This window comes from Thermodesulfobacteriota bacterium (assembly GCA_031082315.1).
GTDB lineage: Bacteria > Desulfobacterota > QYQD01 > QYQD01 > QYQD01 > QYQD01.
Map to the genome: position 1 here is coordinate 114,835 of JAVHLC010000003.1, position 17,800 is coordinate 132,634.

At 45.0% G+C, this 17,800-nt stretch carries 22 protein-coding genes; all 22 read left to right on the forward strand.

All coding sequences use genetic code 11. The features are described from left to right. The first annotated feature begins 15 nt into the window (after nt 1-15). The 22 genes from RDU59_04015 to RDU59_04120 all read left to right on the forward strand — a co-directional run bounded on the left by RDU59_04015 (nt 16) and on the right by RDU59_04120 (nt 17,752). A complete protein-coding gene (locus RDU59_04015) occupies nt 16-1,464 on the forward strand; it encodes an alkaline phosphatase family protein (GenBank protein MDQ7837642.1) in 1,449 nt (482 codons plus the stop codon). Nucleotides 1,465-1,657: 193 nt separating this feature from the next. Then, a complete protein-coding gene (locus RDU59_04020) occupies nt 1,658-1,936 on the forward strand; it encodes a type II toxin-antitoxin system Phd/YefM family antitoxin (GenBank protein ID MDQ7837643.1) in 279 nt (92 codons plus the stop codon). After that, on the forward strand, nt 1,933-2,337 hold the full coding sequence (locus RDU59_04025; protein ID MDQ7837644.1) for a type II toxin-antitoxin system VapC family toxin: 405 nt from the start codon (nt 1,933-1,935) through the stop codon (nt 2,335-2,337). Before RDU59_04020 ends, RDU59_04025 begins: the two co-directional genes overlap by 4 nt. Before the next feature lie 202 nt (nt 2,338-2,539). Then, nucleotides 2,540-2,779, forward strand: a complete 240-nt coding sequence (locus RDU59_04030; protein MDQ7837645.1) for a DUF433 domain-containing protein — start codon at nt 2,540-2,542, stop codon at nt 2,777-2,779. Nucleotides 2,780-2,784: 5 nt separating this feature from the next. Continuing rightward, the gene (locus tag RDU59_04035; protein ID MDQ7837646.1) at nt 2,785-3,135 is read left to right on the forward strand and encodes a DUF5615 family PIN-like protein; all 351 of its coding nucleotides are present in this window, start codon (nt 2,785-2,787) and stop codon (nt 3,133-3,135) included. 228 nt (nt 3,136-3,363) lie between these two features. Continuing rightward, a complete protein-coding gene (locus RDU59_04040; GenBank protein ID MDQ7837647.1) occupies nt 3,364-3,687 on the forward strand; it encodes a DUF1778 domain-containing protein in 324 nt (107 codons plus the stop codon). Continuing rightward, nucleotides 3,680-4,207 carry a GNAT family N-acetyltransferase gene (locus tag RDU59_04045; protein ID MDQ7837648.1) on the forward strand — a complete coding sequence of 176 codons (528 nt, stop codon included), beginning with the start codon at nt 3,680-3,682 and terminating at the stop codon, nt 4,205-4,207. The genes RDU59_04040 and RDU59_04045 overlap by 8 nt, the downstream gene beginning before the upstream one ends. Nucleotides 4,208-4,365: 158 nt before the next feature. After that, nucleotides 4,366-4,647: a DUF433 domain-containing protein gene (locus RDU59_04050; GenBank protein MDQ7837649.1), complete on the forward strand. Its 282-nt coding sequence runs from the start codon at nt 4,366-4,368 to the stop codon at nt 4,645-4,647. A gap of 2 nt (nt 4,648-4,649) precedes the next feature. After that, on the forward strand, nt 4,650-5,000 hold the full coding sequence (locus tag RDU59_04055) for a DUF5615 family PIN-like protein (protein MDQ7837650.1): 351 nt from the start codon (nt 4,650-4,652) through the stop codon (nt 4,998-5,000). A 182-nt stretch (nt 5,001-5,182) separates the two neighbouring features. Then, nucleotides 5,183-5,545, forward strand: a complete 363-nt coding sequence (locus RDU59_04060; GenBank protein MDQ7837651.1) for a VanZ family protein — start codon at nt 5,183-5,185, stop codon at nt 5,543-5,545. A 13-nt stretch (nt 5,546-5,558) separates the two neighbouring features. Next, a complete protein-coding gene (locus RDU59_04065) occupies nt 5,559-6,686 on the forward strand; it encodes a glycosyltransferase family 2 protein (protein ID MDQ7837652.1) in 1,128 nt (375 codons plus the stop codon). A 262-nt stretch (nt 6,687-6,948) separates the two neighbouring features. Then, nucleotides 6,949-8,037: a UDP-N-acetylglucosamine 2-epimerase (non-hydrolyzing) gene (gene wecB / locus RDU59_04070; protein MDQ7837653.1), complete on the forward strand. Its 1,089-nt coding sequence runs from the start codon at nt 6,949-6,951 to the stop codon at nt 8,035-8,037. Then, nucleotides 7,968-9,557, forward strand: coding sequence for a lipopolysaccharide biosynthesis protein (locus RDU59_04075; protein MDQ7837654.1), 1,590 nt, complete (start codon nt 7,968-7,970; stop codon nt 9,555-9,557). Before wecB ends, RDU59_04075 begins: the two co-directional genes overlap by 70 nt. A 10-nt stretch (nt 9,558-9,567) precedes the next feature. Further along, on the forward strand, nt 9,568-10,650 hold the full coding sequence (locus RDU59_04080) for an alkaline phosphatase family protein (protein ID MDQ7837655.1): 1,083 nt from the start codon (nt 9,568-9,570) through the stop codon (nt 10,648-10,650). 112 nt (nt 10,651-10,762) lie between these two features. Next, a complete protein-coding gene (locus RDU59_04085) occupies nt 10,763-11,365 on the forward strand; it encodes an acyltransferase (GenBank protein MDQ7837656.1) in 603 nt (200 codons plus the stop codon). A gap of 34 nt (nt 11,366-11,399) precedes the next feature. Further along, nucleotides 11,400-11,846, forward strand: a complete 447-nt coding sequence (locus RDU59_04090) for a hypothetical protein (protein ID MDQ7837657.1) — start codon at nt 11,400-11,402, stop codon at nt 11,844-11,846. 313 nt (nt 11,847-12,159) lie between these two features. Further along, the gene (locus tag RDU59_04095) at nt 12,160-12,321 is read left to right on the forward strand and encodes a hypothetical protein (GenBank protein ID MDQ7837658.1); all 162 of its coding nucleotides are present in this window, start codon (nt 12,160-12,162) and stop codon (nt 12,319-12,321) included. Between the two features lie 419 nt (nt 12,322-12,740). Then, on the forward strand, nt 12,741-13,538 hold the full coding sequence (locus RDU59_04100) for a glycosyltransferase (GenBank protein ID MDQ7837659.1): 798 nt from the start codon (nt 12,741-12,743) through the stop codon (nt 13,536-13,538). 1 nt (nt 13,539) lies between these two features. Continuing rightward, a complete protein-coding gene (locus RDU59_04105; GenBank protein MDQ7837660.1) occupies nt 13,540-14,739 on the forward strand; it encodes a glycosyltransferase in 1,200 nt (399 codons plus the stop codon). Between the two features lie 112 nt (nt 14,740-14,851). Continuing rightward, nucleotides 14,852-15,046, forward strand: a complete 195-nt coding sequence (locus RDU59_04110) for a hypothetical protein (GenBank protein MDQ7837661.1) — start codon at nt 14,852-14,854, stop codon at nt 15,044-15,046. A gap of 26 nt (nt 15,047-15,072) precedes the next feature. Next, nucleotides 15,073-16,440: a glycosyltransferase family 4 protein gene (locus RDU59_04115; protein ID MDQ7837662.1), complete on the forward strand. Its 1,368-nt coding sequence runs from the start codon at nt 15,073-15,075 to the stop codon at nt 16,438-16,440. Between the two features lie 13 nt (nt 16,441-16,453). Beyond that, nucleotides 16,454-17,752, forward strand: coding sequence for an O-antigen ligase family protein (locus tag RDU59_04120; protein MDQ7837663.1), 1,299 nt, complete (start codon nt 16,454-16,456; stop codon nt 17,750-17,752). The last annotated feature ends 48 nt before the right edge of the window (nt 17,753-17,800 follow it).

Sequence of the window (17,800 nt, forward strand, 5' to 3'; positions counted from 1 at the left end):
AAATTGGAGTAGTATATGTCTGACATCGCATCAAGATTCTCCGGCGTCTGGAATAAATTTAAACGTGGCGAGAAACACGACTCTCTTCGATCTCGTCCCTCGTCTCTTGCCTCTCGTCCCTCCTCCCTCGTCCCTTCGATCTCGTCCCTCGTCTCTCGTCCCTCGAAAGTCTTCGTCCTGGGTATAGACGGGGTGCCGTGCAGTCTGCTCAGGGAATTTATGGGGCAGGGGATAATGCCGAATCTGGCAGAGGTAGTTAAACAGGGGACGCTTAAGCCCATGGATGCCTCGATTCCGGAGGTTTCCTCCACCTCCTGGTCCACTTTCATGACCGGGGTCAATCCCGGCCGGCATAATATATACGGGTTTACGGAGCTGGATCAAAGTTCCTATAAATGGCGCTTCCCGAATTTTAACGACATCAAAAGCCCTACACTCTGGGATATTGCCGGCCGGCAGGGCAAGGCCAGCATAGTGATTAATCTTCCCTCGACCTATCCGGCCCGGCCGTTAAAAGGGATTCTTACGGCCGGATTTGTGGCCCTGGATTTACAGAAGGCGACTTATCCGGAGTCTGCCTATCAGTACCTGAAGGGTATCGACTATAAGATGGATGTGGATACGCAAAAGGCGCAGGTCTCTCCGGCTGCCTTGGCTGAAGATATTATGGCTACCTTCAGAAAGAGGAAGGAGGCCATCCTTGGCCTGATGGAGAAGGAGACCTGGGACCTCTTTATCGGGACTATTACCGAGACTGACCGCCTGCACCACTATCTCTGGTCTGCCCTGGTTGACAAGGCACATCCCCAGCATGGTTTCTTCATAGACTTCTATAGGGAACTGGATGCCGTTATCGGCGAGATTTACGGGCGCCTGGATGACAATATCTCCCTGATTATGCTTTCCGACCATGGATTTACCGAAATAAAAAAAGAGATCTATTTAAATACCTGGCTGAGAGAGAAGGGCTATCTGAAATTTAAAAAAGAACCGCCGGGCTCATTTGAAGACATCCACGGCGAGACCAAGGTCTTTGTCCTTGATCCTTCGCGGTTCTATGTGCATCTCAAAGGTAAATATCCCCTGGGAAGTGTTTCCGGCGGGACTGAATACGAAGACCTGAGGAATAGGTTAAGGGAAGACCTGCTTTCTTTGACCATAGACGGACAGAGGGTGGTCAAGGCGGTCTTCTTTAAGGAGGAGCTGTACAAGGGGCCCTGTTATGATGATGCCCCGGATGTAGTAGCCCTTCCTGTGGATGGATTTGATCTCAAAGGGGCCATAAACAAGGATACCCTGACCGGCCGGAGCCTCCTGACCGGCGGGCATACAAGAAGCGATGCCACATTTTATATCAACCGGCCTATTGAAATGGACGGCATAAATATCATTGATGCCGGGGTAACGGCGCTGAAACAGCTTGGGATTGAAGAGAAAGGACTTGAGGGCAGGGCGCTGGGGTAGGGCTTTCAGCTCAATAATGAAATTGACATACCAACTATTATAGTTCATATTATATCTTAATATTGAAGCTCCCCGCAGCAAGCTGCGGGGGATCTCCGTATGTAAGGTAAAAAGCATAGTATTCGCTCGCTAACCCCGCCGCAAGCAGCGGGGAATGCGCTCGCTATGCATGTTCAACCGGGAGGTTAAGGCAATGAAGACCGTAACGGCTCTTGACTTGAGGAAAAAACTGGGCGGCATCCTGAACGATGTATCAAGGAAAAAAGAACAGGTGATTATATCACGAGCGAATAAACCCCTGGCGGCGCTGATTTCCATCGACGAATACGAAGAAAAAATCCTGAAAAAAGGCAGAGAACAAAAATTGAAGCAGATATTGGCCAGGATGGATGAGTGGAAAAAAAAGCACAGAAAAGAGATCGCCCATGTTGATGCAGTAAAGGCCATAAGGGAGAGCAGGGAAGGCAGATGATAGTTCTCGATGCCTCTGTGATACTTAAATGGATTTTCGGGGATGAGGCGGGAGGAGACAGCGCAATATATTACAGGGACAGGCACGTTTCAGGAGAAGAAACAATCGCTGTTCCCGAATTGTTTTTTTATGAGGCTGCCAACGTCCTGACAACAAAAACAAAATTGAGTGCGGATGCCGCATCCGAGGCCTTTTCCGCGCTATGGAATCTTGATTTTGAGATATTTACCCTTGGGATAGAAGAGTTCTTGGAAGGGATTACCCTGTCCAAACGGTTTAAGATATCTTTATATGACGCCGCATACATCGAGCTGGCCAGAAAACTCAGGTGCGATTTTATAACCGGCGACCGGAAGCTTTATGAAAAGGCTAAAGAAATGAAAGGGATAACGTTGCTGTAGGGTCGGCAGGATCACATCTTCAGAGTATCTTGAGGGCATCAAAGCGGCGAGGGCCGTGAGAATAAAGACTCATGAAGAGGTCTTTGGCCATTGAAATACAGGCTTGTTTATACTGACAGGGCAATCAGAGGCGCCTTTTGCAAAAGTTATTTATCAGTAAAGTTAGTAAGGTTCTTTTTTGTTGAGTTACGGGAGGACAATTATGCAGGATCTATTAAACCGAATCACCTTTGACAAGGATGTTCTTTGTGGAAAACCTATTATCCGCGGCCTGCGAATATCTGTTGAGATGATTTTGGAGTTATTGGCCAAAGGGGCTACAGAAGAAGAAATTCTGGAAGACTATCCCCAACTTGAACCGGATGATCTCCGTGCTGCATTGTTATATGCCCATCACATGGTGGCCAGAGAAACAGTTTTTGATAGGGTCGAATCCAGATAGGCGCTATGAAGTTCTTATTGGATGTCAACGCGAGTGGATCTGTGGCTCATTGGTTGATTCAGTTGGGGCATGACGTGGCCGAAGTCAGCCGGAAAAACCCAAGAATGAGCGACGACGAGATCTTGAGCTGGGCTGTACAGGAACGCCGGATTCTCGTTACGACAGACAACGATTTTGAAGAAATGATCTGGAGACAGGGAAAGCCCCATTGCGGCGTCTTACGCTTGGAAAACCTGCCACGGTCCGAGAGAAAGGCGCTTCTATACGATGTGTTGGGTCGCCATAGCCGGGACTTGGAATCCGGCGCCATCGTTATTGCGTTAAGCACGAAATTCCGTGTCCGCAAGCCTCGGTAAAAAAGGAACCATGAGCCATCTTGGTTAGTGAAATCGGCATGTTTCATCAATGTCCCAAGGGATCGCTTCGGCGCTGAAACAGCTTGGGATTGAAGAGAAAGGACTTGAGGGCAGGGCGCTGGGGTAGATCTTTCCGCTTTTCCTATTGGCGCCTTGCATTTCCCTTGACGCCGGAATAAGATGTGTGTACAATGGCTGTACGTAAAAATGGATTAGAAGGAGTTTTTCATGTCCACATCCGCGACCACCCCGAAAGCATCCTCTCCCCGCAGGAAAACATCTGCCGCACGCTCCGGTAGATTGGGGCTGCGGACGACGCCGATTCAGGCCGCCCTTATTCAACGCGCCGCCGAGGTGACGCAAAAGAGCATTACGGAATTTGTTCTGACCAGCGCCTGTGAGAAGGCGGAGCAAACCCTGTTGGATCAGCGACTATTTCTAATCGACGAGCAGGCCTGGAAGGAATTTCAGGAGGTTCTTGAAAGACCCGCACAGGTCAAAGCGGGTCTGCAGACGCTTATTGAAGAACCGGCGATCTGGGAACATGAGTGAAACTATCCCTTATTTGCCGCCCGTTCTTCTTTCAGGAGATCATGTCTGCGACGGTTTCGATTGCGGAAACATCGTGCTCAATGAGTGGTTGCGGCGGCATGCGTTGCAGAATCAACGGGCTAATGCGGCAAGAACCTTTGTCGTTTGTCAGGGAAGCAAGGTCGTCGGCTATTACAGTTTGGCCGTAGGGGCAGTGGATTACGCCGGCGCATCCGGGCGCGTCCGAAAGGGATTGGCGCGCCGTCCCATTCCAGTGATGGTTCTGGCCCGACTGGCTGTGGACATCCGCCATCAGGGCAAGAAGATCGGCCGGGGATTGCTGAAGGATGCAAGCCTCCGTACGCTTCAGGCGGCTGACATTGCAGGTATCCGGGCGATTTTTGTCCAGGCAAAAGACGAGCGGGCGCGCGCTTTCTATGAGCGTTTTGGATTCGAACCTTCTCCCATCCATCCTCTGCAATTGATGCTGCTGGTCAAGGATATCAAAATAAGCGCCAGGAGCCTGTCGGACTTAGGATGATCTACTTTCACCCTTGCGCTTTGAGCTTTCAGCTCAATATGAACGCCATGCAAACCGTCCACGAACATTAGGATTTCTGGACGAGATTGGGGTTTTATGATAAAGTTCATTTGTGGTATAAATTCAGAATGGGAGCGAGGTATTGCGGGGAGGCGCTTATGGGATTTGCAGCTACAGAATCAGAGAAGCCTACACATATTTTAAAACAACCTGGAATATGTGGAGGCAGGAGCGTGATACTGGGTACCAGGACGCCTGTATGGTCTATTATCAAATGGTATAAACTCGGCATGTCGGTTGAGGACATAATAAGAGAGTTCCCTCATCTGACGCCCTCCCAGGTCCACGCAGCGTTCTTGTATTATTATGATAATCAGGGGGAAGTGGAAAAAGACATAATAGAAAACGAAGATGAGACACGTCTGCGAGACATGGTTTGAACATGCTGAAACTCTTCATCGATGAAGATGTCCCAGAAGCAGTGGCTCTTGCGCTGAGATTAAGAGGATATGATGTAATGACTGCCGGAGAAGCAGGCAGAAAAGGCCTGACCGATTTGGAACAAATTGAATATGCCACTTCTCAAGAGCGGATTTTTCTAACTCACAATATAGTCGACTTTTGCACAATTCATGCCGATTTTTGCCGGAAAGGTCTTCAACATGGCGGGATTATCCTGTCTAAGCAACTTCCCGTAGGAACAATCACAAAGGCGCTGCTGATATTTCTTTCAAATTCAGGCAATCAACCGGTCACCAATAGATTAGTCTGGCTAAGTGACTGGATTGGATAGCTATCTGTCAGAACAAACCGCGAAAATCGTGGTCAATGGCCGGTTGTCATTACGAGAAACTTAAACAAACACGCAACCCGCAACTCGCAACATAACGCCTCCCTTGGTCTTGATGCCGGTTGACAATGAGAAACGGGAGCTTGAGGGCAGGGCGCTGACGTAAGGCGAAAGACGACACTGAGATGCAAAAAAGTATACTACTACCTCTGTTATATATGGCATTCATATTTGCGGCCTCATCAATCCCTGGCGGAAGAGAGACCGGGGGCGTGTTTTTCTTCCTGAGGCCTAAGATTTCTAATCTATTGCACATACCGGCCTATGGCCTGCTTTTCATTTTATGGCACAGATACTTTTCTGCGAAGACGCCAAGGGCTGTTATCTATTCATTTGGAGTGGCTACAGTCTGTGGTATGCTTAATGAATTCTGGCAATTATTTGTACCAAACCGGTATCCATCTATGCTCGATATAATGCTCAATACCCTCGGAGCGAGTTTAGGGTTCATAATGGTCAGAGCCGGTATCCTAAGACCCGCTGAATAATAACGGTCGTCCTATGATAGAAGCCGTATTCTGGTTGTCGATATCCGTTTTGGCATATACGTTTATCGGATATCCTATTATTTTAAAGTGCGTTGCCTTATTGCGAAAGCCGGCGGTTAATACCGCTGAAAATTTTGTGCCTTCGGTGAGTATCCTCCTATCTGTTTACAATGAAGAAAATGTGATCAAAGAAAAAATCCGGAACTTTTTGTCCCTTGATTACCCGCGGGAGCTATTGGAAATGGTAATTGTTTCCGATAAATGTACTGACAAGACAGAAGAGATTATACGTTCCTTTAATTGTGATAGAATAAGATTGCTTGTCCAGGAAAAACGCAGCGGGAAAACTACGGCCTTAAATCGCGCGGTAGTAGAGGCCAAGGGCGACGTTTTAATCTTTACGGATGCCAACTCCATGTTCGATAAAGATGCGGTGAGAAAGTTGGCAAAACATTTTGCTAATCCTGTAATCGGTCTTGTCAGTGGCAGATCCGTTTATTTAAACTCGCTTAATCAGAATGAAGAACTCGGCGGCGCTTATCGCAAATACGAGGAAATGATAAAGGAAGATGAGAGCAGAGTGGCTTCCATAGTAGGGGCGGATGGGGCCATCTATGCGCTGCGGAAGGGGTTATACGATCCTTTGAAACCTGAATATATCAACGACCTTATCCACCCTATTCAAGTCGTGCTTAAGGGTTATAGAGCTATCAGCGGACCACGGGCGGTCTGTAGAGAGGTGGTTGATGAGACACACAGCGGTGAACTGCGGCGGCAGACACGGATCATGGCCCAGTCGTGGCTGATATTTTGTACACAGATCGGGAGACTTCTTCGAAAAATGAAGCTTGTATATGCCTGGGAGCTTGCTTCGCACAAGTTCCTGAGGTGGCTGACCATTCCCGTGATGATAGCACTATTCGTTACGACGGCCTTCATGTTTGAAGAAGGGAAATTTTATCAAATGATGTTCATCAGCCAGCTTATTTTTTTGTCTCTTGCCTTGTTTGGCGGAAGGCTTAAAAGCGGCTTTATGCGAATGCCATATATGTTTACGCTACTGCATGTAGCTTCGGTGTTCGGTTTTTTTAAGTATATGACTGGTAGCATTTATACAACTTGGAATCCGAGAAACAATTGATTATTCCAGTTGTGGTGAAGTCTCAGGTCTCAGGTCTCAGGTCTGAGATCTATTTCAATACCACCTGGAGCCCGAGGGATAATTGACATTGAAGTCTGCGGTCTAAGGTCTAACATCTATACAACATGGAATCGGAGGAATAATTAACTGAATCAACTTAGGGCGAGAGTCTTTATTACGACCTTTCTAACAGGTTATTGTGTGAACCATAAGGAATAACTTCGTGAAAATTCTCAGCGTTGTCGGCGCCAGACCGAACTTTATGAAAATTGCTCCTATTGCAGACGCTATAACTGCACATAATGGAACCAGCTCTCTTAAAATTGAACATCGCATTGTTCATACCGGCCAACATTATGACAAGGAGATGTCTGAACTGTTCTTCAAGGAGTTAGAAATACCTGAGCCAGATATCAATCTTGAGGTAGGCTCAGGTTCTCATGCTTTCCAGACCGCCGAGATCATGAAAAGGTTTGAACCTGTCCTTTTGGAAGAGAAGCCTGATTATGTGCTGGTTGTTGGAGATGTGAACTCCACAATCGCGTGCGCTTTGGTAGCCGCCAAATTTGGAGTTAAGGTTATTCATGTGGAAGCGGGATTGCGAAGCTTTGACCGGTCCATGCCCGAAGAGATTAACCGTGTGCTTACGGATGCCATCTCTGACCTGCTGTTTACCACAGAACGAAGCGCAGAAGAGAACCTGCTACGCGAAGGCATTTCCGGAGAAAAGATACATTTTGTGGGCAATGTCATGATTGACACCTTACTTAGCCATAAGGAAAAGGCCCGGCAATCAAGGATATTGCAGAAATTGGGTTTTCTAAAGGACCCGACTGACCTGGCTAAGCCCTATGCCGTGCTGACGCTCCACAGACCTTCAAACGTTGACGATGGCCATGTTCTGGGCCGGATATTTGATGCACTCAATGAAATATCCCGGTCTTTGCCCATAGTGTTCCCGATACATCCCAGGACCAGAAACAAGCTGGAAGCAGAGGGGATTTCTTTATCGGGCGATATAAAATCAATAGAACCCCTTGGGTACCTTGATTTCCTGAAACTTATGGCACATGCCAAACTCGTGCTGACAGACTCCGGCGGTATCCAGGAAGAGACGACGGTACTCGGGGTCCCCTGTTTAACCTTGCGTGAAAATACCGAGCGTCCCGTCACCATAACCGAAGGGACTAATGTATTGGTCGGCACAGACCGGGACACAATAGTCCATGAATCTCTGGCCGCCCTGAAGAACGGCCGAAAAGAATCCAGGATACCGGAATTGTGGGATGGTTCGGCTGCGAAAAGGATAGTGACGATTTTGGCAGACTATTCAAATCCGGCCTTAATATGACAATGGCATTTTTAACTGACAAGGCAAAGAAGGCAATCCACTTTCTAAACGGCACTGACGGCACTCTACGGAAGAAGACCATCCGTTCCGGCTTCTGGGTGGGAGTTTCCAGTCTTGTTACCAATACGTTGGCATTTGTACGTTCTATTGTGCTGGCCCGCCTCTTGATGCCCGAAATCTTCGGGCTCATGACTATCGCCTCGATAGCCATACGAAGCTTGGAAACATTTACCCAGGCAGGTTTAGAGTCTGCCCTGATCCATCGTCAGAAAAGTTTTGAAGAAGCGAGAGACACTACTTTTACCCTATTGGTCGTCAGGGGCTTTATGCTGGCTCTCATAACTTTTATCGTATCACCACTGGTCGCTATCTATTATGAAAGGCCGGTCTTAGAGACTATAATCAAGATTATCGCCATAACCTTCATCTTAAAGGGCTTTAGAAACATCAACACCATAGCCTGCCGGAAAGAGCTTGACTTCAAGCGTCTGGCCTATTTTGAACAGGCTGCGGCTGTAATAAGTTTTGTGATTGTGGTCACCCTGGCGTATTTTTTGAGGAGTATCTGGGCCCTGGTAATCGCTCAGGTCGCGGGCTCTTTTATGGAAGCAGTCATGTCTTTTGTGATTATTCCCGGCAGGCCTCGCTTCCGGTTTGACAAAAAAATCGCCAAGGAGCTGTTTGGTTATGGAAAATTTGTAACCGGACTGGCTATCGTCGTTTTTATTAGCTCGGAGATAGACAATGCGCTGGTGGGGAAGGTCCTGGGTATGAACGCCCTTGGATACTACGTAATGGCCTATACCCTGGCCAACCTTCCGGCCAGCCATATAACGAACCTGGTATCCAAAATCATGCTCCCTGCGTACAGTAAACTCCAGAGCGATCTTCCGGCACTCAGAAATGCATACCTAAAAGTATTAAGGACCGTGGCGACCCTTGCATTACCGGTTGCCGCGGGGATGTTAATTCTCTCCCACGATGTTGTCCTTGTGGTGTATGGAGAGAAGTGGCTACCGGCCGTGGCCGCCTTGCAGGTACTGGTGATTTACGGTCTGCTTCGCTCTATACAGGCCAACGCCGGGCCGGTATTTTTTGCTCTGGGGAAACCCAATATTCCGTTTTATATTAATATGGTCAGGCTGAGTTTGATAGCGGTCTCGATTTATCCGCTGACAAAGGCATACGGTATCGTTGGCACGGCGATTTCGGTTACGGCAACTATTATACTACTGCAATTCTTGGCCTGGCACTATCTGACTGCCCAATTAAGGTGTTCATTCGCGACAATTTTTAAGGAACTGGCCACGCCCGTTATATCCACGTTAGGCATGTGCGCTACGTTGCTGCTCATAGACACTTATGCATTGTGGAGTGGTTTCCACATTCTGAAATCGGTCGAACTCTTTTTAAACATTTTTGTGGGTTTTATTGCCTATACACTAATATATATAATTGTCAGCTTACATAACGGCGAGGTAGAGTTTTTTAAAAGCTTGTCGAAAATCCCGAAAAGTTGAGGAACCCAATATGAGTGTGAAGTTATTAATAGTCGGTGCGGATGGAATGTCCTCCCGGATTGTATCAAGGGGACGCGATAGATTGCCTTTTCTCCACAAGCTCAAAAGCCGGTCCCAATATGGGACTCTCATGTCGGTCACGGGTAACCAGCCCATACCACTGACAGGACCAGCCTGGTCAAGTATTTACACGGGATGTCAACCTCAGGAACATGGAATTATGGAGGGCGGTTGGCTCATTGAACACAAGAATTTTTCTGACTTAAAGAAAGTAACCTTTTGGGAAATTATACAGGAATACCAAAGTGTGGGCATGCTTACGATGCCCATGACCTTTCCTCCGGCACAAATTAATGGATGGATAGTAAGCGGTTTTCCAGCACCACCGAACCTAACAAAGTGCGTTCATCCGTCGTATATACTGAAACATTTAAACGGTAACTTTAAGATAGATCTTGCCGACGGTGTGACGCCGGGACAGTGGCGTGTAAATTTTGACGCTTCAGGCGCCATCAAATTAGAAAGAGACAAGTTGAGACATTTTAAATCAATATTTGATGCCTATCCTACGGAGGTGGTTGCTTTTGGGACCACATTACTGGATAGGTTCGGGCATATATACTCGCAGTATTCTTCAAAAATTATGTCACTGATTTATCTTGAGTTTTTAGGTAAAAAGCGGCCGAGGGTAAGAAAGATTATAAATCGCTTTTCAGATTTTTTTCTCGATCAAACTTTGGCTTTGAATACCGATCTGTTTCAGGCTTACATTGCATTAGACCAAATTTTGGAAGAACTTTTCAACTATTGCAAGCCTGAATCCATGATCTTGTGCGCGGATCATGGGTTTGATAGGTACGGGACCTTTGGAAATTGTGTCCATGACCTATTTGGTTTCTATTGCTATTACGGCCCCAATGCGATAGCCGGGAAAAAGGAAGATTCTGTTTTAAATATTTCCAGAATGGTTTTGAATGCCTTGCGCATATCGCCTGAAGAGTTAGGTAAGGATATTAAAAGGGAAAAGTATTCTCCAGATGAAGCGGAACGAGCGGAGATTGAAAACCAGTTAAGAACATTAGGATATATATAATGACCCACTCTCCTTGTGACACATAGAATCGAAAAAATTTATTAAAGGTAGTCTGAGGAAGAGACAGAAAACGAGCCGCGTAGATACCGTCATCTCGACGGTGTTTATTCGGGTGGAAAGGCATGTGAATCCGTTGTTACGTTGGTGTATATCAAAATTTTACAAAATATTTTCTCGTTTGCTAGATGAAATAGCAGAGGAACAAAAGGAAGGTCTTAAAAGCAGGTTCAAACGGTGTGGCAAACATGTCCGGTTAAATGGACGTATATGTATATCAGGGCCTGAAGATGTTGAAATCGGGGATAATGTACATATAGGAGACAATGCTTTTATAAGGGCAGAAGGTGGGCTGGTGATTGGTGATAACACCCATATCAGCCGTAATTTAGTGTGTTATACTATTAACCATGATTATACAGGGCAGTGCTTACCGTATGACAATAACATGATTAAGAAGCGAGTCGTCATCGGGAGAAATGTCTGGATTGGCATGAATGTTACAATTATCCCCGGCGTTACGATAGGTGATGGTGCTGTCATAGGCTTGGGAACGAATGTTTCTTCGGATGTTCCACCACTTGCGATCGTTGGTTCAGCAAAACACCGAATCATAAAATACCGTGACAAGGATCACTACGATCGCTTGAATAACGCGCGTAAGTATGGTGGAATCAATGGAAGGCCATTGGATAATGATGATTATGTCGGAGAATGAATAAGTAGTACAAAAATTGTCAAAGGTAATAATTATGTCCGGAGTGCGTGGAACTTCCCTTCGGTTTTCTCTATTGATGCTCAAATCCATAATGAACGTTGTCGGCTTTTGGGCACTCATGTTCGTTCATGCCGCCTGGGGAGAGGTGCTTTTGCATTGTACCTTTGACAACGGGTCTGCCATCAAGGAGCCGGACAGGGTACCCGCAGAGACAGCCGGGAAACCCATGCGCCTGAAGACCTCCGGTTCCGGTGTCATCCTGTTTGAGGCTGGCAAGTTCGGCAAGGCAGTGCGTCTGCACGGGGATTTGAAGAACCATGAGCTTATAGTGATAAATCCCTGTTGCATAGATTTTTCCGGATCAGGCCGGATGGATTTCTGGATTAAATTTAATCTCTATCGGGTTAAATTCCCCGCCGCTTGCGGCGAATCGGCCTTATGTGGTTGGGTGTTTGATACCCCGCTGCTTGCGGCGGGGTAGTTCATCAGGGATCCACACCAGATCAACCGGGAATTTTACATTTTTTGTGATACGAACTGGCCGATAAATTTTCAAATGGAAGTAATTCCTTATGGTGGTGGGCAGTCGAACTTTGCCGTCTGGCTCGGCGCTCTGCAGAGGGGTATTTCGAAGCAACTGTTTGTCTCCTCCGGGGATCGTTATCAGCCCGACGGCCTCTGGTCAAAAATAAGAGACAATGAATGGCGCCGTGTGACGCTGAAGTGGTGGAAGCCATGAGGGAAAAGATGATGAACTGCGCCTCTATATCGACGGGATTGCCGGCGAGGGCTCAATGCGGGATGTGACCGGAAAGCTGCCCGTGAAGGGGAAGTGGCGCGAATTACATATAGGTGGAAACAAATACGGTTCGTTTACCAATGATTTTTCCATGGATGAACTCTGGATATTTAACAGCCCGGACGATTCACCCGAACAGTATGGACTCAGGCCATGACCCATTCTGCCTGTGCCCGTAATACCCTTAAAGACGGTACTAAATATAACCTCATCTGCTTCGGGTTTATGCCGTGGAGCAATATGTGGAAGCGGAATCAGAGCATGATGGCGGAATCGGCGGGATTGGATTTTATAGACAAGGTGATTTTTGTTAATCCCGAGGCCTGGATCAGACAGATAATCAAAGGGAGAAACAAAAATTCCATTGTAACGTCCGGTCTGTTCGGTAAGCTTATTCCGGTAAAAAAGACGTCCCAAATATGGGTATATACACCCCTGCATCTAATCCCTTTTAAAAAGTACTTCCCGGGCCTGCAAAAAGTTGAATCGTTGATAATGCTGACAGTCATAAGGTGCCTCAGCTCCGGCCGGCCCCACATACTTTTTATGAACTGCCCTAATATCCTGTCGCAATATGTGCTCGATAAGTTATTGCCAGATGCCGTGCTTTCTATTTTTGATTTCTCAGATGATTTTGTAGAGCTGGTGCGCAGACAAGAAGATAAAAAGTTTTATTTTCACAACATGACAAAATATGCTCGAGCAGCAGATATTGTTTTGACTGTGAATGAGCACTTAAAAAATAAATATGGCTTTCTGAACAAGAATATCCATGTTCTAAAAAACGCTACAAACTACTCGAATTTTGACCGCACCAAGTTCGCACCGATTACTTTTTTTGAAAACATTAAAGGTAAAGGGCAACCAATTATTGGGTATACCGGCTGGATCAACCGGACCAGGATAGATTTCGGTCTCCTTGATTTTCTTGTCGAAAGGCGGCCGGAATGGCAATTTGTCTTTATCGGGCCTGCCGATGATTTTTTCATCGAAAGGTACTCCCAATATGAAAACATTCATATCATCCCTCCTGTAGATTATAAGGAACTCCCTGATTACATAAATTATTTTGATGTAGCTATAGTTCCTTTTCAAATAAATGAGCACACTAAGGGGAACGACTTATTAAAATTTCATGATTACTTGGCAATGGGAAAACCCATTGTCAGTACGAAAATTGGAGGGGCAGAGGATTTAAAACATGTCATTGGAATTGCTCAAAGACCATCTGAGTTCTTAGAAGAGATAGAGAAGTCTCTGACTAATAAAACATATGCAGATATTTCAAAGCGCAAGAATGTTGCTTTGAAAAATTCATGGCACAATCGTATCAAAGAACTCGAGATATTGATTGAAAATGCCATCGGAAGATAAAATGATCATAGTCTGCGAACCTGTCTGCTACGGTCACGAGCATGTACCTTTTAATGCTGCCCTGCTGGAGACGATATGTAGTGCTTATCCTCATGAAAGAGTAGCCTTTTATGGAGAAGAGTCACATTTGCAGCAGGTTCGTGTCCAGATCGGACAGAGCCTCTCAGCATCTATTTTTTGGACCCCTATAGTCTTGCCTCCAAGACATGCAGAGTTTTTCTCTCGCTTGGGGAGAGATTTCAAATTAGTAGCTCATTTAATAAATGCTACTGATAGGAATAATGGCGGTCTTCTTGTTTTTACGTGCGTGACACCATCAACGATTTTTGTTCTTAATTTCCTGCTGAAATTTGTATACAGACAAGCTAAAGTACAGGCTGTATTGCATGGTATTTTGGGTTCTTTGACTGGTTGGCGATCCCGTAATCCATTTATCCGATTCACTGATTTGCGGAGTGCTTTGTCCTTGGGGAGTTGCGACAGAATTCAGTATATAATTTTAGAAGAGTCTATCAAGAGAAAGCTCCTTTGCGTTATTTCTTTTCTACAAGGAAGCGTTGCTGTGTTGGAGCATCCCATTGCACCCAATGAGCGGTTTGAAAATTCAATAGCGCTTATGCCGCCGATTAAGTTTGGTTTCTTAGGGGCCTCCACGGAGGCCAAGGGGTTTGACAGGTATTTAAAAGTTGCTTCGGAAATCAAAAGCAGGTTTCCTGGTCGAGCAGAGTTCCATGCATATGGCTCCATTTCAGATGGATTATCAAAATTACAAATGTCTGTATTGGATGTCCAGCCCCAACAAACTAAACTTGGCAGGAACCAATATGTTTGCGGTCTTAAGAATCTTCATTTTGTATGCTTTCCGTATAAAAAAGGCCATTATGAACTATCTCCAAGTGGGGCCCTCCTCGACGCGGTTGCCTTTGGAAAACCTATAGTTGCTTCCAGGTTGCCGATTTTCGAGGCACTCTTCGATCGGTATGGCGATATTGGCTATCTGTTCGATACTGAGGGCGAATTTTGTCAGATCATTCAACAGATCGCGCAAGAAGCCGATGATAGGCGTTATGCTAACCAAGTAATAAATATCAAAAGACTGCGAGATGATCGATCATCCAGATTTTTGGCTATCAAGTACCGAAACATTACCTCTGGACTTATTAAATCAGCTCAAATTAGTACTGCACTACCCAGAGGTTAAGGAATAAATTTGCAGCGTGGTCGGCGCCCTCGATTTCCTTAAGCTTATTAGTAACGTGCAACTGGTATTGACAGATTCAGGTGGCATTTAGGAAGAGACAACCGTTCTGGGAATTCCCTGCTTAACGCTACGTGAAAATACCGAAAGGTCTGTTACAATAACCGAAGGAACTAATAAACTGGTTGGTACTGATAAAGGCAAGATTATTGACGAAGCGTTAAAGTCTCAAAAAATGGGGTCAAAAAAACTGTGTGCCGGAACTGTGGGATGGGATGGCGGCTGTCAGAATAATAAACATACTAACTAACAAGGAAGCACGAACAAAGATAAAAAATGGGAAATAAAAAGATATTGATGATAGCCTATCACTTTCCGCCTGACATTGCTGTTGGTGCAATAAGGCCATCCCGTTTCGTAAAATATCTGCCTGATTTTGGATATGAACCATATGTGATTACCGTAAAAGGGAAATATTATGGGAAGAAGAGTACTAATTACGGCAATCCGGATAACGTTTTCAGGACAGCGATGTTTCCGAGTCTCAATAGTATCTATCTGAGAATAAAGAGTCTATGTTATAAAGCTAATAAATCTGAACAGCTTATTGAAACAAAAATAGCACAAGATTTTCTTGAGAAGAAGAATCAAAAGGATGTTGGTTTTGCAAAAATAAAAAGGCTTATAAATTCGTTGTGTTGGCTACCTGATGATAGATTGGGGTGGCTTCCTTTCGGTTTTCTCAAGGCCCTAACTCTTATTGAGAGAGAAAACATTCGCTATGTGATGACTACAAGTCCTCCTCACTCCGTACATCTCATGGGGCTATTATTAAAAAAATATTCAAACATAAAATGGGTTGCTGATTTTAGAGATCCATGGTGTCTGACTTTTCATAAGAAGATGATGTCAGCCAGAAGCCGATTTTCCGAGCGTATGGAAAGAAAAATGGAGAAAATGGTGATTGAGTCTGCGGATAAGGTTGTCTTTGTTACAGAGAGGTTGAGGAGGGGATACGAAGAACTTTATCCCTATGTAGATCGTCAAAAGCTTGAAACGCTGACGAATGGATATGATCCGGAAGATTTCAAAGATATTGTAATTAAAGAAAAATACAAAAAGCTTACGTTTACCTATACTGGAAACCTTTATTACGGGAGGAGTCCCGATAATTTTTTTAAGGCCATGTCAGGGCTAATAAAGGACTCAAAAATCAATAAAGAAGTACTCGAAATCAAACTTGTGGGCAACTGTAAATATGCAGAGGGCATATCGGTAAAGGAAATGGCTAAAAAATATAATATAGACTCTATCGTACGAATACTGGACCCAATCCCATACAAAGAGGCGTTAGAGTTAATGGTATGTTCACATGTCCTCCTGTTGTTTGCTCCAGATCAATATTATCAGATTCCAGCAAAGGCATATGAGTATACAGCTTCTGGCTCTGACATTATCGCATTTACGCCTGATGGTGCAACAAGGGATTTAATAACAAATTACAGCCGAGGAATTATTGTTGCGCCTGATAATATTTTACAGATAAAAGAGGCTATTCTTGGTTGTTACAACAGGTATATCTCTATGAATAATATAACGCCGACAGATCTCGATGAGAATACGTATAACAAAGACGCCTATCTTAAAAAGTTTAGTAGTAAGGAATTGACTGGCAGACTTGTTTCTATACTATCAAACAGTTAACGGTGGGTGAGTCGTGAGCCAGATAGAATCGTCGACAATTTCTGAAATAAACCTATCCGACAATACAGAAATCCCTCCTCTTCCCAATATGTTTCCGCTCACAACAGCCTTTCTTATGGCTTATCTTATCATTACAGGTGGACGTCTTCACGAGCTATTCCCCATACTTCTGCACTCCCCCATCCCTCTTGGCGATCTTACGGGCGGGGGTATGATTATTTGTTTTTTTATCGAGAGCCGTTCCAGGGGATTAGGGAAGATCGCGCTTCTGAAGGAAGAGAAATATGTGCTTGGTCTTTTAATGTTAGGGATCATTACAATACCTACATCTGTATGGCCCGGGCACAGTCTTGATTTTCTTATCGGGTCATATCTCAAGACCTTGGTTTTTTTCTTTCTTATGACGCGTGTATTGAGACAAGTTAAGGATTTGAGGAAGATGGTATGGGCTTTCATGGTTAGTATTTTTCTTATAGGTTTGATGTCAATAAATGCGGAAATTACACACTATCACGCGGTTACGGGCATGTATGATCCCAACGATATAGCGCTTGTAATGGTATGCTCCCTACCATTTGTCATCTATTTTTTTAAGAATACCCATGGATTAGGAAAAATATTTTTGGCGATATGCTTTGTCCTGATAGTGATGACCATTATTATGTCTGCTTCCAGAGGAGGTTTTGTCGGGCTCGTTGCGACAGGAGGGTACTTTTTTCTAAAGTCAAGAAAGAACATGAAGGCACAGTTACTTGTTGTTGCCATTCTAGTATTAATTATGTTTATTCATTTTGCCCCCGACACATACTGGGACCGCATATCAACTATATGGAACCCCCAAACTGAATGTGACGAAACAGGTGGGGGTAGGACAGAGATTTGGAAAAAGGGCCTAAAGATATTCTTGACTCATCCTATCTTAGGGGTGGGCATAGACAATTTTACGACAGCATACGGCATCTCCCTGGGTACCCCGGGCAAGTGGTCAGCAGTCCATAACTCTTTTCTTCAGATTGTGGTTGAGCTTGGCATAGTGGGGCTCATCCTATTTGTATTTCTTACCTTTGGAACTGTATTGAAGATGAGAAGGTTGCAAAAAATATGGAAAGATGAGAAAGGGTTCAAAGATTTCATCTGGTTAAGCCATGCAATTGAGGTAGGTATGTCGGGGTATATCGTCTCGGGATTTTTTCTCTCTCAGGCATATTTTGATTACTTGTACTTTATGTTGGGATTATCAGTTGCTATGCAGAAGGTGGCCATGCATAATATCCTAACCTTAGAAAGAACCCCAGTTCTCACGCACCCATAAAATGGAAGTGATTACAAAAGCCTTGCTCAGATTTTATTGGGCGGCTAA